The organism is Burkholderia sp. Ac-20344, assembly GCF_017104975.1.
In the GTDB taxonomy this organism is placed as follows: domain Bacteria; phylum Pseudomonadota; class Gammaproteobacteria; order Burkholderiales; family Burkholderiaceae; genus Burkholderia.
In genome coordinates this window covers 75,828-95,053 of record NZ_JAAGPP010000010.1, presented here as the reverse complement: position 1 = coordinate 95,053, position 19,226 = coordinate 75,828, and the positions used below count along the sequence as shown (strand labels likewise).

The window sequence follows — 19,226 nt, the reverse complement described above, 5'->3', positions numbered from 1 at the left end:
CACGCATTCGATTCGTATTCCATGTCGACAACGTCCCTGCTCGTCCAATCGCTGCCGGTGCTCGCCCAGGGCGCCGTACTGACCGTCAAGTTCGCCGTGCTGTCGATGGTGTTCGGCCTGCTTGGCGCCGTCGTACTCGCGATGATGGGCATCCGGCAAAGCGAAGCGCTCGACGGCTTCGAACGCATCTGGGTCAACGCGCTCGCGTGGCTGGCACGCGCGTACGTGAGCCTGATGCGCGGCACGCCGCTGCTCGTGCAGATCTTCGTCATCTATTACGGGCTGCCGAGCCTCGGCATCTCGCTCGACCCGACGCCCGCCGGCGTCATCGCGCTGTCCGCGAACGTCGCGGCCTACATGTCGGAAAGCATGCGCGGCGCGATCAACGGGATCGCGCGCGGCCAGTGGCTCGCCGCATACAGCCTCGGGCTGTCGTGGGGGCAGACGCTGCGCTACGTGATCGGCCCGCAGGCGCTGCGCATCGCGGTGCCGAGCCTGTCGAACAGCCTGATCAGCCTGATCAAGGACACGTCGCTCGTGTCCGTGATCACCGTGACCGAACTGCTGCGCAGCGCGCAGGAAGTGATCGCGGCCACCTACCAGCCGCTGCCGCTCTATCTCGCCGCCGCGGCCGTGTACTGGATCCTGTGCCAGATCCTCGAATGGGTGCAGCGCTGGTACGAAAAGCGCCTGTCGCTGCCGTCGCGGCACTGAGCGCACGCCATCCGCCGGGCCGCACCCGCGTGCCCGGCTCCCTCACTCCCGCTTACTCGCCCGAATAGCGCACGCCGAGCGCCGCTCGCGCGGCATCGGTCATCGCGATCATCTGCCGCGAATGGTCGTGCGTCATGATCGGGCTTTCGGTCTTGCCCGCGCGCAGCAGGTCGCAGAAATGCGCGGTCTCGTAGTTCAGCCCGCCGCCGTCGACCGGCGCGTCGAGTTCGACGGTGCGCCCGTCCGCATAGCGGATCGTCGCGCGCGACGGATTCCACCACTTCTCGTGAATCGTCACGTGACCGCCGGCCGCGGCGATCAGCGCGTCGCCGCGCCCCATCACGTCGAGCCCGCAAAAGAGCTGCGCGATCCCGCCGTTCGCATGCACGCTGTTCAGGCTCGCGAACAGGTCGACACCCGTCGCGCCGACGCGGCCGAGCGTCTGTACGTCGAGCGCCGCGCCGAGCCAGTCGACCGCGAGAAATGCCTCGTAGATCCCGATATCGAGCAGCGCACCGCCCGCGCGGTCGAGGCGATAGACGGAATGGCCGTCCGGCACCGACGACGATGCGCACCCTGCCCGCACGAGCCGGATCTCGCCGATCGGATCGTCATGCAGGTGCGCGCGCAATTGACGGTACAGCGGAAAGAACGGCGGCTTCATCGCCTCCATGAAAAGCCGCCCGGCGTCGCGCGCCGCACGCAGCACGGTGTCGAGCTGCGCCGCATTCAACGTCGCGGGCTTTTCGCACAGCACGGCCTTGCCGGCGGCAAGCGCGGCCAGCGTGTACTGCGCGTGACTGTCATGAAGCGTCGCGATGTAGACCGCGTCGATATCGCTCGCGAGGAGTGCTTCGAGGCTTGCGGCAGGCGTGCCGCCGCACGCTCCGCAAAAGGCTGCCGCTGCATCGGCGCGGCGGGCCCAGGCACCGGCGAGCGTGGCGCCCGGCACGTGTGCGAGGCTTTGCGCGAAGCGGCGCGCGATGCTGCCTGCGCCGACGATGCCGAAGCGCACCGTGCGATGGTCGTTGTCGTTCATCCTGATCGTCCGTATCGGTCGTATGACGGTGGCCGGCACGCTGCCGGCCGGCCGTCATGATAAACGGCCCGGCGGCACACGGATGAGCGACACGCGCAGCGTCAGGCACGCATGGGCACGTCGACGGAGAAATCGCGCGAGATCTCGTCGGCGCTGAAATCGATCAGCGCGAGCGAAGCGGCTTCGGCTTCGCGCGGATCGCGACGCTCGATCGCGTCGACCACACGTGCATGCGCCTTCACCACGACGTCGTGCGCACCTTCCTTCTGCACGACACGCGGATTCACGAGACGCACCGCACCCCGCACGATCGCCGCCATCTGCTGGAAGAACTGGTTGCCGCTCGCCTGGACGATCCGTGTGTGCAGCAACTCGTCCGCCGTGTCGTAGCCGGAGTCTCCCGGCTGCAGCACCTTGAACGCATCGAACGCTTCGCGGATACCCGCGATGTCGGCCGCCGTCGCACGCACCGCCGCCTGTGCGGTTGCGCGCGGTTCGATCAGCATCCGGAATTCGATGACGTCGCGCATGAACTGCGGATCGGGTTTCGCCCTGAACCGCCAACTCACCACGTCTTCGTCGATCATGCGCCAGTCGCGCATCGGCCGCACGCGCGTGCCGACTTTCGGACGCACGTCGAGCATGTCGCGCGCAAGCAACATCGACAACGCTTCCCGCATCACGGTGCGACTCACATCGAACTCTTTCGACAGCACATCCTGCGGCGGCAAGATGCCGCCGTACTTGTCCTCGACGATTCCCGAGACAAGCCCATCCATCACTTTGGCGACCAGTGACCGGTCTTTGCCCTGCTCCATGACACCTCCCCGTGCGTCGATTTGCGAACACCTGCTCCGCAGTTCCGCCGGCCCTGGTTACGACTGTTCTTATGATCTATAAGTTGATGAGTTCGAGGACATTTCGCTATCTGGTAAACACCTGACAGGGTTATCCCTCTTTTTAACGTGGTGATTTATACGGCTAAAAATAAGGCCCGGGAAGCGCATTCGCCTACCGGGCCCCTATTTCCACAAGATTTAAATATTTAGTCCATTACGACGCACGGCGCGCCATTACGGACTGCTTTCCATTTCTTTCAATTAGCCGAATAAACGATCGTTTCGACGCCGCTTTCCGTGCCGAGCAAGCACAGATTCGCGCCGCGCTCGGCGAACAGGCCGACCGTCACGACGCCCGGCCATGCGTTCACCTGCGCTTCGAAGCCCCGCGGATCGGCGATCTGCAGCCCCTTTACGTCGATGATCTCGTTGCCGTTGTCGGTGATGGTCGGCGCACCGTCCTTCGTCACGCGCAGCACGGGCACGCCGCCGAGCGCGGTCACGCGCCGGCCGATCGCCGTGCGCGCCATCGGCACGACTTCGATCGGCAGCGGGAACGCGCCGAGCACCGGCACGCGCTTGCTGGCGTCCGCGATGCAGACGAACGTGTCGGCCACCGACGCGACGATCTTCTCGCGCGTCAGCGCGCCGCCGCCGCCCTTGATCATCGCGCCGCTCGCGTCGATCTCGTCGGCGCCGTCGACGTACACCTGCAGCGAATCGACCTCGTTCAGGTCGAACACCTTGATGCCGTGCGATTTCAGGCGTTCGGTCGTGGCGACGGAGCTCGACACGGCGCCGCGATAGCGCGCCTTGACGACGGCGAGCGCGTCGATGAAGCAGTTGGCGGTCGAGCCGGTGCCGACGCCGATCACGGCGCCTTCCGGCACGTTCTGGATCACGTAGTCAGCGGCGGCCTGGCCGACGAGGCGTTTGAGTTCGTCTTGAGTCATGGAGTGGTCATGCTGCGGGATTGCGGAAAACCGCCAGTTTACCGGACTCGGATGACGGCCCGCGTTTTTCGGCATGCGGTGCGCGGCGGGTTCAGGGCGCGCCTGCCTCGGGCGCGTTGTCCACGGGTTGCGTGCCGGGAACGAACTTGTCGAGCAACGCCTGCGCGATCGCGTCGGTTTCGGCGTCCGGGTTGCCCGCATAGTCGGACGGCCGGAAATGCATCTGGAACGCTGCAAACACGCGTCGCGTGCGTGCGTCGAGCACGCCATCGGTGGCCACGTCGTAGCCGTAGCGCACGAGCTTGAGCTGCAGTTCGCGCACGTCGACCGGTGCATGCGGATCGCGACCGCCGAGCCGCGCGGCAACGGTCGCATCGTCCGGCCACGCGCCGACGCCGGCCAGGGCCAACGCATGCCACGGAAACAGCGGCCCCGGATCGATCTTGCGTTGCGGCGCGATGTCGCTGTGCCCGACCACGCGCGTCGGCGGAATCCCGTAGCGCGCGACGATGTCCTTCGACAGCCGGGTCAGTGCCGCGACCTGCTCGGGCGGATACGGCTGCCAGGTGCGGTTCTGCGGATCGAGCGGGCCGCGGTTCACGTTCTCGATGCCGATCGACACCGCGTTCAGCTCGGTCGTGCCCTGCCACGCGCTGACGCCTGCATGCCATGCTCGCTCCGATTCCGGAACGAGCTGGTAGACGACAGGCATCCCGCGCTCGATGCGAGGCCGCGGTGGTATGACGTAATGCACGCTGACCGAATCGCCCGTCAGCGTACGCAGCGATTTCGCCTCGTCGCTTTCGGTGTAATGCATCACGAGAAAGCGGATCCGCGAATCGGCACCGCGCGCGTGCAGGCTCGTGTCGGCGTAGTAGGTGCCGCGTTCGACGAGCGACGGCGACGTGCAGGCAGCCAGCAGGCACAGCACGGCGCAGGATGCACCAACGCGAAACAGGGTCATCGGTCGCGCGCTCCGGAGCGCCGCGTGCCGCATCGGATCGCGGCACGCGTCGTTCGGGGCCCGCGCAGGCCGCGCGGGACGGGCTGCATCAGCCCTTCACGCGACGCTGGCGCACGGCTTCGTACAGGCACACGCCGCTTGCGACCGACACGTTCAGGCTTTCCACGCTGCCGGCCATCGGGATGCTCATCACTTCGTCGCAGGTGTCGCGCGTGAGCCGGCGCATGCCTTCGCCTTCCGCGCCCATCACGAGCGCGACGGGGCCGTCGAGCTTCGTTTCGTAGAGCGTTGCCGACGCCTCGTCCGACGTGCCGATGACCCACACGCCGGCGTCCTTCAGCTCGCGCAGCGCGCGGGCGAGGTTCGTCACCGTGATGTACGGCACCGTATCGGCCGCGCCGCTCGCCACCTTGGCCGCGGTTGCGTTCAGGCCGACTGCACGGTCGCGCGGCGCGATCACCGCGTGCGCGCCGGCCGAATCGGCGACACGCAGGCACGCGCCGAGGTTATGCGGATCGGTGACGCCGTCGAGCACCAGCAGCAGCGCGGGGCCCTGGATGCCGTCGAGCAGCTCGGACAGGTTCTGTGCGAGCGGGATGTCCTCGACACGCGCGACGACGCCCTGGTGACGCTCGGTATGCGCGAGGCCCCACAGGCGCGTTTCGTCGGCCGCGATCAGCCGCACGCCCGCTTCTTTCGCGGCGTGCAGGAAGTCCTGCATGCGGCGGTCGCGGCGCGTCTGGTCGTACAGCACCTCCGCAACCGTCGATGCATCGTGCCGCAAACGTGCGGTCACCGCATGAAAACCGTAAAGAACCTTCAGACGTGACATGACTGGAACAACCTTCGATCAAACGTGCGGCCGCGCGACGCGCGCAGCCGCGATCCATGGAAAAGGAAAGCGCCGCGTAGCCGGCCGATGACCGGTGACGCGGCGTCTCTCGATACTGCGGGGCGGGCGCTTGCGCCGCCCCGAATGCTCAATACTTCTTGCGGGCGCGTGCCTTCTTCGCGGTCGGCTTCGCCGCCGCACCGCCGCCACTGCCTCCACTGCCGCCCTTCTTCTTCACGGCGGCACGCGCGGCGCGCGCTTCCTTCACCGCGACGCTCGGCGCGCTCGCGGCCTTCTTGCGGTGCGGCGCGGAGTCTTCCGCCTGCGGCAGCGCGCGGACGCGCGGGCCATTACGATCGACACCGCCGCCAGCGGAAGCCGGCGCGGGCGACGGACGCGGCGCCTTCACCGGCGTATCGCGCACGAGGCGGAAGTCGATCTTGCGCGCATCGAGATCGACGCGGCTCACCTGCACGCGCACGCGATCCGACAGCCGATAGCGGATGCCCGTCCGTTCACCGCGCAGCTCGTTCTTGATCTCGTCGTACTGGAAGTAGTCCGAGCCGAGTTCCGTGACGTGCACGAGCCCTTCGATGAAGAGCGTGTCGAGCTGCACGAAGATGCCGAACGACGTGACGCCGTTCACCATCCCGCCGTACTCCTCGCCGAGCTTGTCGCGCATGAAGTAGCACTTGAGCCAGGCTTCGACATCGCGCGACGCTTCGTCCGCACGGCGCTCGTTCGCCGAGCAGTGCAGGCCGAGCTCTTCCCAGATCGCCGTGTTCGGGCGCGAGCGGCCGCGCGTTTCGTCGTCGGCCTGCTGCATCGCGCGGGCGCGTGGCGACAGCGCGGTATTCAGCTCGAAACCGTCCGGCGCCTTCGGCACGTATTTCTTGCCGGACAGGATCGCGTAGATCGCGCGGTGCGTGAGCAGGTCCGGATAACGGCGGATCGGGCTCGTGAAGTGCGCGTACGCCTCGTAGGCAAGGCCGAAGTGACCGATGTTGTCCGGGCTGTAGACGGCCTGCTGCATCGAGCGCAGCAGCATCGGCTGCAGCATCTGCGCATCGGGCCGGTCGCGGATCTGCGCCATCAGCGCCGCGTAGTCGCTCGCATGCGGCTTGTCGCCGCCGCCGAGCGACAGGCCCATGCCGCGCAGGAACGCGCGCAGGTTCTCGAGCTTCTCCGGCGTCGGCCCCGCGTGTACGCGATACAGGCCCGGATGCTTGTTGCGCTTCAGGAAATCGGCCGCGCAGACGTTCGCAGCCAGCATGCATTCCTCGATCAGCTTGTGCGCATCGTTACGCTGGCGCGGCACGATCTGCTCGATCTTGCCCTGCGAGTTGCAGACGATGTAGGTCTCGGTCGTGTCGAAGTCGATCGCGCCGCGCTTCTGCCGTGCGGCGAACAGCGACTTGTAGACGCCGTACAGGTCCTGCAGGTGCGGCAGCAGGTCCGCGCGGCGCGCAGCCTCCGGCCCCTTCGTGTTCGACAGCACGGCGGCGACTTCGGTGTACGTCAGGCGCGCAGCCGAATGGATGACGGCCGGGTAGAACTGGTACGCCTTGATCTCGCCGCGCGCGGTGATCACCATGTCGCACGCGAGCACGCAGCGGTCGACCTGCGGATTCAGCGAGCACAGGCCGTTCGACAGCTTCTCCGGCAGCATCGGAATCACGCGGCGCGGGAAGTAGACCGACGTGCTGCGCTCGAGCGCGTCGGCATCGAGCCCGTTGCCCGGCTGTACGTAGTGCGACACGTCGGCGATCGCGACGATCAGCCGGTAGCCGTCACCGCGGCCGACCTTGGTCGGCTCGCAGTAGACCGCGTCGTCGAAGTCGCGCGCGTCCTCGCCGTCGATCGTCACGAGCGGCACGTCGCGCAGGTCGACGCGGAAACGCAGGTCGGTAGGCCGCACCTTGTCGGGCAGCGCGGCGGCTTCGTCGAGCGCCGGCTGGCTGAATTCGTGCGGCACGCCGTACTTGCGCACCGCGATTTCGATTTCCATGCCCGGATCGTCGATGTCGCCGAGCACCTCGACGACCCGGCCGAGCGGCTGCGAATGACGGCTCGGGAAATCGGTCAGCTCGACGACGACGACCTGCCCGACCTTCGCCTTCTTCACGTTCTGCGTGATCAGGATGTCGTGGCCGATGCGCTTGTCTTCCGGTGCGACGATCAGCGCGCCGTTCTCGTTGAGCAGGCGGCCGATCACGCGCTTGTTCGCGCGCTCGGTGACTTCGACCACATGCCCTTCCGGGCGGCCGCGGCGATCGTAGCCGACGATCCGCGCGAGCACGCGATCGTTATGCATCACCTTCTGCATTTCGCCGTTCGGCAAAAACAGGTCGTCCTGGCCGTCGTCGCGGATCACGAACCCGTAGCCGTCGCGATGCCCCTGCACGCGCCCGGCGACGAAGTTCGACGGATGGGTCAACTGATAGTGGCCGCGCTTGTCGAGGCGGATCTGGCCGTCGCGTTCCATCGCGGCGACACGCCGGAAGAACCCTTCACGCTCCTGACGCTTGATCGACAGTGCTTCGGCGATGTCGTTGGCGGCCAGCGGCGCGTCGCTCGTACGCAGCACGCCGAGAATTTCTTCACGGCTCGGAATGGGGTACGGATATTTGCTCAAGGGCTTGTCGATGGTTGTTCTCGTTGCGTTGATTGATGGTGCACGGCATCAACATAGAGGTGTCCTTCAGACAGTTCTATATTGACGGCGGCGGGTCATTCTATCACCCGCCTGTGTCACCAAATTACGGGAATGCCGCCCGCAGGCGCGGTGGAGCCCGGTTTGCGATGCATCGCAAAAAAGTGTTGACACGAAAAATTGGGGCGCTATAATTTCGCTTCTTTGCAGCAAGCAGCTACTGCAAAACGTGCCCAGGTGGCGGAATTGGTAGACGCACTAGGTTCAGGTCCTAGCGGTGGCAACATCGTGGAGGTTCGAGTCCTCTCCTGGGCACCATCTGTTTTTAAAAGGTCGGCTTCTAGCCGGCCTTTTTTCATTTCCAGCGCCAAGAAAAACGGCGCTCGGCTCACTCGCCGATGAACTTGCGCAGCAGCCTCGTCAGTTCGCCAAACTCGGCTTTCGAAAATTTCCGCAAGCGCGCGTTGAGCACCTTCAGCGCAATCTCCGGGGTCTGCACGGCAACCGCCTGCCCCGCCTCGGTCAGCGCGAGGTTCACCCCCCGCCGATCGCTCACGCTGTGCGAACGTTCGACGAACCCCTTGTCCTCCATATGCAATCAAATGCAAGCGGGGGACATCGATCGGGCGCCCTCGCCTTCTCTTATGCCCGCCAGCCGGATCGATAGCAGAATTTATCGGTTATCGTCCGCCCGCCCTGTTGGTACGTTAGCCGGCTCGCTTCAACGCAACGAACCAGACACAAGGAGCACAACCCATGACGTCGATGAACCGCCGCGCGTTCGCACGCGTGATGCTGGCCGCAGGCCTCACTGCCGCCGGCGTCCGAGCGCACGCCGAGAACACACCTGACGTGCTGCGCATCGGCTACCAGAAGTCGTCGACGCTCATCACGCTGCTCAAGACGCGCGGCGCAATCGAGCAGGCACTGGCGCCGCTCGGCTTGCGCGTGTCGTGGCATGAATTCGCGAGCGGATTGCCGCTGACCGAAGCGCTCAACGTTGGCGCCGTTGATTTCAGCGCCGACGTGGCCGATACGGTCCCGGTCTTCGCGCAAGCCGCGCATGCGCGTTTCGTGTACGTTGCGCAGGAAGCGCCTTCGCCGAAGGCGCAGGCGATCGTCGTCAAGCAGGACGGCACACTGCGCACGCTCGCCGATCTCAAGGGCAAGCGCATTGCGGTCACGAAAGCGGCCGGCAGCCATTACCTGCTGCTTGCCGCGCTCGCACGGGCAAAGCTCGGGCCTGCCGATGCGACGATCCACTACCTGACGCCCGCGGACGGCCGCGCAGCGTTCGAGCGCGGCAGCGTGGACGCGTGGATCACGTGGGATCCCTATGTCGCGTCGGTCGACCGGAATCCCGACGTGCGGATTCTCGCCGACGGCAACGGACTCGCGTCGTACCAGCGCTACTACCTCGCATCGAGCAGTTACGCCGCCGCGCGGCCCGACGTCGTCCAGATCCTGTTCGACCAGCTGTCGCAGGCCGGCACATGGCTGCGCGACCACCCGCAGGAGGCCGCAAATACGCTCGCGCCGATCTGGGGGCTCGACGCAGCGACGATCGCACGCGCGAACGCGCGGCGCAGTTACCTCGTCCGCGCGGTGGTCGCACAAAACTTCGGCGAACAGCAGAAGATCGCCGACACGTTCCTCGCAGCCGGGCTGCTGCCGGCCCGGGTCGACACGAGCCAGGCACAGCGCTGGAATTTCGCCGCGAAACGCGCGGAGCCGGTCGGCGCGTGAGAATCCATCGCGCGAGGGGCAATATTTTTATCGCCTCGAATGAAATTGTGTTGACAGACTCCGCCGACACGCTAGAATAGCGGTCTTCGCATCGCAGCAAGCGAAACGTGCCCAGGTGGCGGAATTGGTAGACGCACTAGGTTCAGGTCCTAGCGGTGGCAACATCGTGGAGGTTCGAGTCCTCTCCTGGGCACCATCTGTTTTTAAAAAGGTCGGCTTCTAGCCGGCCTTTTTCATTTCCGGCTCCCGAATTGAGGCGCCCGCGCGCGCAGCCAGAATCACATGTTCGACGATAGGCATCGACCGCTGCGATGTTTGCGCACCCTGCCCGATGCTCCAAACAAGTCTGCCCAATTATTTTCGTACGCGATCTCAAATTCTGTTGACAGCCACTCAAGACGCGCTATAATTTCTCTTCTTTGCAGCAAGCAGCTACTGCAAAACGTGCCCAGGTGGCGGAATTGGTAGACGCACTAGGTTCAGGTCCTAGCGGTGGCAACATCGTGGAGGTTCGAGTCCTCTCCTGGGCACCATCTGTTTTTAAAAAGGTCGGCTTCTAGCCGGCCTTTTTCATTTCCGGCTCCGGAAACACATCCCCCATCTTCATCTCTTCATCGGCGAAAACAGTGCCGCTCTCTCGTTCGATCCGGCGAACCCGCCTGCCGGTGCACTCGACGCGGCACGGGATCGTGCATGCCGGCTCGCTCGGCGTCGTGCGCGAGCCGCTCGCGGCCCGCCTGATCGACGTGGCACAGGCCGCGCGGGCGGCCGGCAAGCGGATCTCGTTCGCCCCGTACTTCCGTGCGACGATGCGAGCATCGGCGGCTGGCTCGCGAGCCAGCTTCCGCGTCCCGATGCGTCAGCCGCCGAGCATCTGCGCTACGCAGCCGCATGCGCGGCGGTCGCCTTGTGCGCATGCGGGCGCCTACGCGCCGACTGCGACCGAAGTGCCCGACATGATCGATCGCGCTGCCGACACCGGGGTTTCGCCATCAAGCGCGACCGTGCGCCGCCCCGTCACGCGGCGGCTGTGCCGCCGCTGCCGTTTGGCGGCATCCCGGCCTGCAGCAGTTGCAGGCTCTCGTCGACGCTCAGTTCGGACATCGCGTCGTCGCGCAGCGTATCGTCCGCCGCGCGGCGCAACGCATGCAGCGCGTGCACCTTGAGCCGCACGATCGCGAGCCGCAACCCGCGCGCCGTGCATTCGGCCGCGAACGTGCGCAACGATTCGATCGTCGTGCCGTCGACATCCGGTGTTTCCTCGAGGCTCAGCATCACGGTATGCGTGCCCGGCGAGGCCTTCATCAGCGCACGCACGCGGTTCAGCATCCGGTCCGCATTCGCGAAGAACAGCTGCGCCTCGGGTCGCACGATCAGCACGCCCGGCACCGGCTTCGCTTCGGCATGGCTCGCTACGTCGACGAAATCGTGACTGTCACGCAGCCGGCCGAGCACGCTGACGTTCGGCTCGGACAGCTTGCGCAGCGTCAGCAGCAGGCTCACGCCGATGGCCGCGAGCAGCCCGTGCAGCGCGCCGAGCACGAGCACTGCGAGCAGCGCGGCGATCACGACGAGCCGGTCGCGATGCCAGGCCCAGTACGGCCGGAATACCGACGGATGCAGCGAGTGGCTGACCGCGAAGATCACGATCGCCGCAAGCACGGGCTCCGGTGTGCGCGCGAGCTGCGGCAGCAGCAGCCAGACGATCAGCGCGACCACGCCCGCCGCCCACAGGCCCGCAAAGCGCGACCGTGCGCCGGCCGCCTCGTTCGCCGAGGTTGCCGAATAGCCGGCACCGACCGGCATCCCGTGCAGCAGGCCCGACACGAGATTCGCGCAGCCGAGCGCGACGAGATCGCGGTTCGGCGACACGCTGTCGCCGTGCTTCAACGCGAAGTTGCGGATCGATCCGTACGATTCCGCGTACAGGATCAGCATCAGCGCGAACGCAAGCTCGATGGTCTGCATCCACGCATTGCGGTCGAGGGTCGGCAGGCCGAACTCGATATGCCTGAAATCGATATGGCCGACGATCGCGATCCCGTATCGCTGCCAGTCGATCGCATAGCCGGCCGCGATCGACAGCACGATCACGACGAGCGTCGCGGGCACGCGCGCGCTCCGCCCGAGCGCGAACAGCAACGCCAGTGCGGTCGCACCGAGCACGACGCTGGCGAGATTCGCATGCGGCGCGCCGGCGATCAGGTCGAGCGCGACATGCGGCGCATCGCTGTGCTGCACGGAAATCGCGAGAATCTTCGGCAACTGCTTGATGACGATCGTCAGCGCAAGGCCGAACGTGAAGCCGCGCAGCACGGGCCGCGCGACGAAATCCGACATGCCGCCGAGCCGTGCGGCGCCCGCCAGGACGAACAGCACGCCCGTCATCGCGACGAGGGCCGCCGCCAGCGCGAGCTGCTCGGCGAGCGCCATCCCCGATTCCGCGAGCACGGTCGCCGCGAGCACGGCGGCCGACGACGACGTCGACGACACGATCGCGAAGCGGCTGCTGCCGGTAAGCGCATAGACGACGAGCCCCGACAGCAACGCGATGAGACCGGCCTGCGGCGGCAGGTTGGCCAGCCCCGCGTACGCGACCGCCTCGGGTATCAGCAGGCCCGCGATCGACAGGCCGGCCAGTGCATCGAGACCGATGCGCCGCGTGGGCGGCGGCGAGGCCGCGTCGCGCACGGAAAAATGGTCGGCATGCTGCGGGCCGGCATCGGGCCGGATCGGGGCGGTCGTCATGAGGGAGTCAGGGCTTGACGGCGATGACGCCCGACCAGCCGGGCAGATAGCGTGCATCCTGCTCATGCGCGCGATGCAGTGCGATGTCGAGCGCCTTCGCGAAGTTCTTGCGGATCTGGTCGAGCGACACGTGCAGACGCAGGTAGTCGGCCCACAGGAATTCACTGAACGGCGTTGCGTCCTTCGCATAGCCGCCCGCCGTGCGCAGCTCGCCGGCGAGGCTGCGGTACGGATCGTCCACGAGCCCCGTCAGCGCCTTCGGCAGATTCGCGTAGTCGCGCCGCGAACCGTCCGCGCCGAACGGATGCACCCACTGGTTGTGCTCCATCATCCGCCAGAAGATCGTGTCGTCGAGCCACGACAGATCCTTCAGCAGCATCGCGTTCACGCGCGTCTCCCCTTCCTCGATCAGCGCGAGACCGAGATGGTGGTGATCGGTGATGTAGTGCAGCCCGTTCGGGCCGAGCACGGCCGGGAACCAGTGCGATTCGATCGCGGCCTTGCGTGCACGCTTGTCGAGCCCCTTCCAGTGCTTGCGTTTCGCCTTGACTTCACGATAGCCGACCGTCATCTGCGTGGGACGCAGTTCTTCCAGCTTGACGGGAATCAGATGAACGTCGTTGCCGAGTGCCATGGTCATACCCCATGTTGCGAAATTCCGGCAACGATACTCCTGAACATGCGAGCCGTTAATACGTCACGACCTCGATACGTTTCCGGTTGACGATTTCCGACGACCGCCCAACCGCCCGCACCCGCATGGCACCGCGCTACGCGCGCAGGTCGTTGCGTTCGAGACGATATCGAATGTAAGGAATGCCGTCGTGCACGACGCTCACGCGATGCATCCCGAGCTTGCGTGCGACATTCAGCGAGCCGCTGTTGGCCTCCGCGATATCGGCGATCACGCGCGGCAGGCGCACGGTGTCGAACGCGTGACGCACGACGGCTGCCGCGGCCTCGCTCGCGATGCCGCGCCCCCATGTCGCCCGCACCAGCCGCCAGCCGATCTCGACGTCGCGTGCGCCGTCCGCATAGTCGGGAATCAGCAGGATCCAGCCGATGAATGCCTCGGGCGCGGCCTTCTCGAAGATCGACCAGTAGCCGAGGCCCGGCGGATAGTCGCGCGTGATCCGGTGCGTGACGAAGCGCCGATGTTCGACGGGATCGTGCCACGGGCCCGCAATGTGCCGCGTGACCTCGGGATCGCGATCCATCGCGAGACACGCATCGAGATCGGCCAGCACGCGCGGACGCAGCCACAGCCGGGGGGATTCGAGCACGGGCAGCGTGGCGGCGGAACGTTCGGTCATCGGGACTCCTGATTCGGTGGCGATGCGCAACGGGTGCATTACAAAACAGATACAAACAGCCGTCCGGAATGATACAGATACCTGTCGCCGGTTTCGCGCGACGCCATTTCCATTTCCGAAACAGTTCATTTCCTAGGGATTATTCCCGATTCGACGGTATCGCGCCCCACATCGCTCGGCGCCGCGGCCTACACTCGACCCATGCCCGCGCGCCGCGCACAAGCCGGGCCGGCATCCGCATGCACATCACGAGCGCGCAAGCCAACGAGGAGACCTCGGACATGAGCTGGACCCGCGAACAACGCAACGTCACGATCGCCGCCTACCTGGGCTGGACACTCGATGCGTTCGATTTTTTCCTGATGGTCTTCGTGCTGAAGGACATCGCCGCCGAATTCGGATCGACGATCCCCGCCGTCGCGTTCGCGCTCACACTGACGCTCGCGATGCGCCCGCTCGGCGCGCTGATCTTCGGCCGGCTCGCCGATCGCTTCGGCCGCCGCCCGACGCTGATGGTCAACATCGCGTGCTACTCGCTGCTCGAACTCGCGTCGGGTTTCGCGCCGAGCCTGACCGCGCTGCTGGTGCTACGCGCGTTGTTCGGCGTCGCGATGGGCGGCGAATGGGGTGTCGGCTCCGCGCTGACGATGGAAACCGTGCCGACCCATGCGCGCGGCTTCGTGTCGGGGCTGCTGCAGGCCGGCTATCCGAGCGGCTACCTGCTTGCGTCCGTCGTGTTCGGCCTGTTCTACCAGTACATCGGCTGGCGCGGAATGTTCATGGTCGGCGTGCTGCCGGCGCTGCTCGTGCTGTACGTGCGCACACACGTGCCCGAATCGCCGGCGTGGAAACAGATGGAGAAGCGCCCGCGCCCGAGCCTTGGCACCACGCTGCAGCAGAACTGGAAGCTCACAATCTACGCGATCGTGCTGATGACCGCGTTCAACTTCTTCTCGCACGGCACGCAGGATCTCTATCCGACGTTCCTGCGCGAACAGCATCACTTCGATCCTCATACCGTGTCGTGGATCACGATCGTGCTGAACATCGGTGCGATCGTCGGCGGCCTGTCGTTCGGCGCGATCTCGGAGCGGATCGGCCGGCGTCGGGCCATCTTCATCGCTGCGTTGATCGCCCTGCCCGTGCTGCCGCTGTGGGCGTTCTCGAGCGGCCCGGTTGCGCTCGCCGCGGGCGCGTTCCTGATGCAGATCTCGGTGCAGGGTGCATGGGGCGTGATCCCGGTTCACCTGAACGAGATCTCGCCCGACGAGATCCGCGCGACCTTCCCCGGCGTGGTCTACCAGCTCGGCAACCTGCTCGCGTCGGGCAACGCGACGATGCAGGCCTCGCTTGCCGTTTCGCACGACAACAATTACAGCTTCGCGCTCGCGCTCGTGGCCGGCATCGTCGCCGTCGTGATCGCGGTACTGATCCAGTTCAGTCGCGAACGGCGCGGCATCGACATGACGCAATCGGTCAATACGCGTAGCACGGTCGGCTGAACCCGCGCATTGCCGCATCGCACCATCGCGCGCGCCCCACCCTGTCGAGGGCGCGCGCGATACTTTCCGCACTCGCACATCGAACTAGAGGAATTTGTCCAGATTCCCCGCTTGCCCGCTCCGTCCGCGTTTTTTTATCTTAATAAAAACGACTGTTTGAATCAGACAAACAAATCACCAGTTCGCGGCCGGGCAACCGGCATGGGAGGCGGGACATGGCAGTAAGTCAGGAGGGGCGGCCATCCGCGGGACGGCCGTCCGGGGCGCGGTCATCCGGCACTCGGCAGACCGGCGGGACGAAGGCGCGCATCCTCGATGCGGCCGAGGACCTGTTCATCGAGCATGGCTTCGAGGCGATGTCGATGCGTCAGATCACCTCGCGCGCGGCGGTCAATCTGGCCGCGGTCAACTATCACTTCGGCAGCAAGGAAGCGCTGATCCACGCGATGCTGTCGCGCCGGCTCGACCAGCTCAACCAGGAACGCCTCGGCATCCTCGACCGCTTCGATGCGCAACTCGGCACGCACATCACCTGCGAGCACGTGCTCGGCGCGATGTTCATTCCCGCGCTGAAGGCATCCCGCAATCCCGAACGCGGCGGGCCCGGGTTCCTGCGGCTGATCGGCCGTGCATACACCGATCCGTCGCCGTTCGTGCGCAACTTCCTGACCGCGCACTACGCGAGCGTCGCGGGCCGCTTCTTCGACGCGTTCCAGCGTGCATTGCCGCACCTGCCGCGCACGGAGCTCGGCTGGCGCCTGCACTTCGCGATCGGCGCGCTGTCCGGCGCGCTCGCGGGCGCCGAAACGGAAAGCCTGATCGACGAGTTCTCGCAAGGCCGCACGATGAACGACGTGCAGATGATCGCGCGGCTGTCGTCGCTGATCGTCGCCGCGCTGAAAGCGCCGATGCCCGACAGCGCGCAACTGTCGATCTTCGCGGCCGTGCTCGACGACGCAGGGGCAAGCGATGCGTTCGGGCTGCCGCAGTCGGGTGCAGCCACCGCCGAGACGGTGACGCTGCATTCCACGAACTGAGCGCGCGAGGCCACGCGCGGCGTCCTGTTCACGATTTGATTGAAACGCGCGGTCATGCGGGGTGTCGAGGCGCCCACGTCGATCGACCGTGCGGCACGGGGCACGGGCCGGCGCCGAAGCGCCCGCCCTCGCCGAGAGCAAAGACCGGAGACATGTCATGTCATCTTCCGCAGCACCCGCAGCGGCCCAGGTTCCGCCGAACACCGACGGCATCTGGTACGCGTCCTACCCGCCCGGCGTCCCGCACGACATCGACGTCACGCAATACGCATCGCTCGTGCAGTTCTTCGACGAATGCACGACCCGCTTCGCCGAGCGCGTCGCCTACGTGAGCGCAGGCGCATCGATGACCTACCGCACGCTCGCGCAGAAAGTCGACGCGTTCGCGTCCTACCTGCAAAGCCTCGGCGTCAAGCCCGGCGATCGCGTCGCGATCATGCTGCCGAACACGTTCCAGTACCCGGTTGTGCTGTTCGGGACGCTGAAGGCCGGCGCGATCGTCGTCAACGTCAATCCGCTCTACACCGTGCGTGAACTCGCGCACCAGTTGAAGGACAGCGGCGCGCAGACGATCGTCGTGTTCGAAAATTTCGCGCGCACGCTGCAGGACGCGCTGCCGGAAACGCAGGTGAAGAACATCGTCGTCACCGCGCTCGGCGACCTGCTCGCCGACGGCTTCAATGCGAAAGGACGCCTGATCAATTTCGTGCTGAAGCACGTGAAGAAGCTCGTGCCGGCCTACCACCTGCCGCAGGCCATCCGGTTGCGCTCGGCGCTCGCGCTCGGTGCGCGCGGCAAGCCGCAGCCCGTGCAGATCACGCGCGACGACCTCGCGTTCCTGCAGTACACGGGCGGCACGACCGGCGTCGCGAAAGGCGCGATGCTCACGCACGGCAACCTGATCGCGAACCTGCTGCAGGCGAAGGCCTGGATCGCCGACCAGGTTTCAGGCGACGTCGAAACCGTGCTCACGCCGCTGCCGCTGTATCACATCTATTCGCTGACGGTGAACGCCTTCATCTTCATGGGGCTCGGCGGGCGCAACATCCTGATCGCGAACCCGCGCGACATGACGATGGTGATGAAGATCATCCGCAACGAGACGTTCACCGGGATCACCGGCATCAACACGCTGTACAACGCTTTCCTCGACAACGAGGAATTCCGCAAGCGCGATTTCTCGAAGCTGAAGCTCGCGATGGCCGGCGGGATGGCGATGCAGCGCGCGGTTGCCGAACGCTTCCAGCAGGTGACGGGCCGGCCGGTCGTCGAAGGCTACGGCCTGACCGAATGCTCGCCGATCGTCACGATGAACCCCGTGGACCTGAACGACATGGCCGCGTTCAGCGGTTCGATCGGCCTGCCCGCGCCGTCCACCGTCGTGCGCTTTCGCCGCGAAGACGGCACCTGGGCGCCCGTCGGCGAACCGGGCGAGCTGTGCGTGCACGGTCCGCAGGTGATGCGCGGCTACTGGCAGCGCCCCGACGAGACGGCCAAGGTGATCGACGCCGACGGCTGGCTCGGCACCGGCGACATCGGCGTGATGGACGAGCGCGGCTTCATCCGCCTGATCGACCGCAAGAAGGACATGATCCTCGTGTCGGGTTTCAACGTGTATCCGAACGAAATCGAGGAAGTGCTGGTGATGCATCCGGGCATCAGCGAAGCCGCGGCGATCGGCATTCCCGACGAGGTACAGGGCGAACGGATCAAGGTCTTCGTCGTGCGCCGCGACCCGTCGCTGACGGCCGACGACGTGCTCGCGCACTGCCGCAAGAACCTGACCGGCTACAAGATGCCGAAATTCGTCGAGTTCCGCGACGCGCTGCCGCAGACGAACGTCGGCAAGATCCTGCGGCGCGCACTGCGCGACGAGGAGCTCGCCAAAATCAAGGCCGCGAAACAAGGCTGAACAATCCATCGCCCCGGGAGACGCCGTCGATGAACGAAGGAAAGAAGCGCCACGCGCGGCATGCCGCCGCCGTGGCAGTCGCCGGCCTGTTGTCGCTCGTACAGGCAGGCTTGCATGCACAGGAAACGGCCGACGCCGCGAGCGCGGCAGCGGGCGTCGCGCTGCCGGCGGATCTCGCGAAAGTCACGCGCGAGCCGGTCGCGCAGCAGGCGCGCTGGCTGCGCACGGCCGCGCAGCGCGGCACGCTCGCGCAATTCGATGACGCGACGCTCACGGCGCTTTTCAAGGCACTCGATCCGCTCGCCGTACCGCTTTATATCCGTAACGGTCCCAACGGCTATCCGTCGTACCAGTTCACGATGGTGCGCCAGGAGCGCATCAGCGGAAAATGGTCCGATACGCCTGACCGCATGCTCGTGAAAACCACCCGCGAGCCGCTGCGCGTCTATGCGAAATGGCTGCCGGGCGGTGCGCATGCCGGACAGGAGACCATCTACGACACGACCCAGCGCAAGGACGAGATGTATGGCCACCTCGGCGGCCTGCTCGGCAAGATTCCGCTGTGGACGGCACTCGACGGCGCACTCGCGCGCGCGCAGTCGAATCACCAAGTGAAGGATCTCGGCACCGAGTTCATCACGAACCTGTACCTGACCGAAGGGAAGAAATACGTGGAAGCCGGCGTTCAGCGGCCAACCGACGTGGAAACCAGGACGATCGGCGGCGTGCGCGTCGTTGCGCTCACCTACGAAACGCCGACCGGGCGGCCGCAGTTCTACGCAAAGAAGGAAGTCCTCGGGCTCGACCTGCACGCCCCCTATTTCCGGACCGTCGAGTCCTATGACAACGACGGCAGGATCTTCGAGCGGATCGTCATCGAGAAAATCGCGCCGGCGACGCTCGACGACACCGCATTCGACCCGAAAAACCCCGACTACGCGTTCTGATGCGCACCGGCGGGGCCAGCCGCGGGT

Annotated in this window: 15 protein-coding genes, 3 tRNA genes and 2 pseudogenes; 10 read left to right on the top strand and 10 right to left on the bottom strand. The window is 66.0% G+C overall.

What is annotated here, in order from left to right; translation table 11 throughout:
• The first annotated feature begins 21 nt into the window (after positions 1-21).
• Entirely contained in the window at positions 22-714 is a 693-nt protein-coding gene (locus tag G3N64_RS05515; RefSeq protein ID WP_006484207.1) for an amino acid ABC transporter permease, read from the top strand.
• 52 nt (positions 715-766) lie between these two features.
• Here the strand turns inward: G3N64_RS05515 and G3N64_RS05510 are convergent, their stop codons facing one another.
• The 6 genes from G3N64_RS05510 to rnr all read right to left on the bottom strand — a co-directional run bounded on the left by G3N64_RS05510 (position 767) and on the right by rnr (position 7,976).
• Positions 767-1,753, bottom strand: a complete 987-nt coding sequence (locus G3N64_RS05510; protein WP_205782731.1) for a Gfo/Idh/MocA family oxidoreductase — start codon at positions 1,751-1,753, stop codon at positions 767-769.
• Between the two features lie 101 nt (positions 1,754-1,854).
• Positions 1,855-2,571: an FCD domain-containing protein gene (locus G3N64_RS05505; protein WP_027787640.1), complete on the bottom strand. Its 717-nt coding sequence runs from the start codon at positions 2,569-2,571 to the stop codon at positions 1,855-1,857.
• Between the two features lie 278 nt (positions 2,572-2,849).
• Entirely contained in the window at positions 2,850-3,545 is a 696-nt protein-coding gene (gene rpiA, locus G3N64_RS05500) for a ribose-5-phosphate isomerase RpiA (protein ID WP_205782730.1), read from the bottom strand.
• Between the two features lie 91 nt (positions 3,546-3,636).
• Positions 3,637-4,509, bottom strand: coding sequence for an N-acetylmuramoyl-L-alanine amidase (locus G3N64_RS05495; RefSeq protein WP_205782729.1), 873 nt, complete (start codon positions 4,507-4,509; stop codon positions 3,637-3,639).
• Between the two features lie 88 nt (positions 4,510-4,597).
• Entirely contained in the window at positions 4,598-5,341 is a 744-nt protein-coding gene (rlmB, locus tag G3N64_RS05490) for a 23S rRNA (guanosine(2251)-2'-O)-methyltransferase RlmB (protein ID WP_021161555.1), read from the bottom strand.
• 148 nt (positions 5,342-5,489) lie between these two features.
• Positions 5,490-7,976, bottom strand: coding sequence for a ribonuclease R (gene rnr / locus G3N64_RS05485; protein ID WP_205782728.1), 2,487 nt, complete (start codon positions 7,974-7,976; stop codon positions 5,490-5,492).
• 249 nt (positions 7,977-8,225) lie between these two features.
• On the opposite strand from rnr, the gene G3N64_RS05480 reads away from it, so the two are divergent.
• A tRNA-Leu gene (locus G3N64_RS05480) sits at positions 8,226-8,312 on the top strand.
• A 70-nt stretch (positions 8,313-8,382) separates the two neighbouring features.
• On the opposite strand, the pseudogene G3N64_RS05475 reads toward G3N64_RS05480, so the two are convergent.
• Positions 8,383-8,586, bottom strand: a pseudogene (locus tag G3N64_RS05475) (MarR family transcriptional regulator); the annotation flags it as partial.
• Between the two features lie 164 nt (positions 8,587-8,750).
• On the opposite strand from G3N64_RS05475, the gene G3N64_RS05470 reads away from it, so the two are divergent.
• From G3N64_RS05470 to G3N64_RS39610, 4 genes and pseudogenes are all read left to right on the top strand, one after another.
• A complete protein-coding gene (locus G3N64_RS05470; RefSeq protein WP_205782727.1) occupies positions 8,751-9,740 on the top strand; it encodes an aliphatic sulfonate ABC transporter substrate-binding protein in 990 nt (329 codons plus the stop codon).
• A 109-nt stretch (positions 9,741-9,849) separates the two neighbouring features.
• Positions 9,850-9,936 (top strand) — tRNA-Leu (locus tag G3N64_RS05465).
• A 250-nt stretch (positions 9,937-10,186) separates the two neighbouring features.
• A tRNA-Leu gene (locus G3N64_RS05460) sits at positions 10,187-10,273 on the top strand.
• Between the two features lie 71 nt (positions 10,274-10,344).
• Positions 10,345-10,708: pseudogene (locus G3N64_RS39610) on the top strand (carbohydrate kinase); the annotation flags it as partial.
• A 49-nt stretch (positions 10,709-10,757) separates the two neighbouring features.
• Here G3N64_RS39610 and G3N64_RS05450 read toward each other — a convergent pair.
• The 3 genes from G3N64_RS05450 to G3N64_RS05440 form a co-directional block, all read right to left on the bottom strand.
• Complete coding sequence (locus G3N64_RS05450; protein WP_205782725.1) at positions 10,758-12,488, bottom strand: SulP family inorganic anion transporter; 1,731 nt, start codon at positions 12,486-12,488, stop codon at positions 10,758-10,760.
• A gap of 7 nt (positions 12,489-12,495) precedes the next feature.
• Positions 12,496-13,122 (bottom strand): ParB-like protein, encoded by a 627-nt coding sequence (locus G3N64_RS05445; protein WP_205782743.1) that lies wholly within the window; start codon positions 13,120-13,122, stop codon positions 12,496-12,498.
• Positions 13,123-13,258: 136 nt separating this feature from the next.
• Entirely contained in the window at positions 13,259-13,801 is a 543-nt protein-coding gene (locus tag G3N64_RS05440) for a GNAT family N-acetyltransferase (RefSeq protein ID WP_205782724.1), read from the bottom strand.
• Positions 13,802-14,082: 281 nt separating this feature from the next.
• Here G3N64_RS05440 and G3N64_RS05435 point away from each other — a divergent pair, with 281 nt between their 5' ends.
• The 4 genes from G3N64_RS05435 to G3N64_RS05420 all read left to right on the top strand — a co-directional run bounded on the left by G3N64_RS05435 (position 14,083) and on the right by G3N64_RS05420 (position 19,199).
• Positions 14,083-15,303: an MFS transporter gene (locus G3N64_RS05435; protein ID WP_205782723.1), complete on the top strand. Its 1,221-nt coding sequence runs from the start codon at positions 14,083-14,085 to the stop codon at positions 15,301-15,303.
• Positions 15,304-15,518: 215 nt separating this feature from the next.
• Positions 15,519-16,340: a TetR/AcrR family transcriptional regulator gene (locus G3N64_RS05430; protein WP_205782722.1), complete on the top strand. Its 822-nt coding sequence runs from the start codon at positions 15,519-15,521 to the stop codon at positions 16,338-16,340.
• 157 nt (positions 16,341-16,497) lie between these two features.
• Positions 16,498-18,252, top strand: a complete 1,755-nt coding sequence (locus G3N64_RS05425) for an AMP-binding protein (protein ID WP_205782721.1) — start codon at positions 16,498-16,500, stop codon at positions 18,250-18,252.
• 29 nt (positions 18,253-18,281) lie between these two features.
• Positions 18,282-19,199: a DUF1571 domain-containing protein gene (locus G3N64_RS05420; protein WP_205782720.1), complete on the top strand. Its 918-nt coding sequence runs from the start codon at positions 18,282-18,284 to the stop codon at positions 19,197-19,199.
• Positions 19,200-19,226 lie beyond the last annotated feature (27 nt).

Excerpts from the sequence above, each read along its gene's own strand:
- G3N64_RS05495 (WP_205782729.1), bottom strand. The coding sequence starts at position 4,509 with ATGACCCTGTTTCGCGTTGGTGCATCCTGCGCCGTGCTGTGCCTGCTG.
- rlmB (WP_021161555.1), bottom strand. The coding sequence starts at position 5,341 with ATGTCACGTCTGAAGGTTCTTTACGGTTTTCATGCGGTGACCGCACGT.
- G3N64_RS05510 (WP_205782731.1), bottom strand. The coding sequence starts at position 1,753 with ATGAACGACAACGACCATCGCACGGTGCGCTTCGGCATCGTCGGCGCA.
- G3N64_RS05420 (WP_205782720.1), top strand. The coding sequence starts at position 18,282 with ATGAACGAAGGAAAGAAGCGCCACGCGCGGCATGCCGCCGCCGTGGCA.
- G3N64_RS05445 (WP_205782743.1), bottom strand. The coding sequence starts at position 13,122 with ATGGCACTCGGCAACGACGTTCATCTGATTCCCGTCAAGCTGGAAGAA.
- G3N64_RS05430 (WP_205782722.1), top strand. The coding sequence starts at position 15,519 with ATGGCAGTAAGTCAGGAGGGGCGGCCATCCGCGGGACGGCCGTCCGGG.
- G3N64_RS05515 (WP_006484207.1), top strand. The coding sequence starts at position 22 with ATGTCGACAACGTCCCTGCTCGTCCAATCGCTGCCGGTGCTCGCCCAG.
- rpiA (WP_205782730.1), bottom strand. The coding sequence starts at position 3,545 with ATGACTCAAGACGAACTCAAACGCCTCGTCGGCCAGGCCGCCGCTGAC.
- G3N64_RS05435 (WP_205782723.1), top strand. The coding sequence starts at position 14,083 with ATGAGCTGGACCCGCGAACAACGCAACGTCACGATCGCCGCCTACCTG.
- G3N64_RS05470 (WP_205782727.1), top strand. The coding sequence starts at position 8,751 with ATGACGTCGATGAACCGCCGCGCGTTCGCACGCGTGATGCTGGCCGCA.
- G3N64_RS05425 (WP_205782721.1), top strand. The coding sequence starts at position 16,498 with ATGTCATCTTCCGCAGCACCCGCAGCGGCCCAGGTTCCGCCGAACACC.
- G3N64_RS05450 (WP_205782725.1), bottom strand. The coding sequence starts at position 12,488 with ATGACGACCGCCCCGATCCGGCCCGATGCCGGCCCGCAGCATGCCGAC.
- G3N64_RS05505 (WP_027787640.1), bottom strand. The coding sequence starts at position 2,571 with ATGGAGCAGGGCAAAGACCGGTCACTGGTCGCCAAAGTGATGGATGGG.
- G3N64_RS05440 (WP_205782724.1), bottom strand. The coding sequence starts at position 13,801 with ATGACCGAACGTTCCGCCGCCACGCTGCCCGTGCTCGAATCCCCCCGG.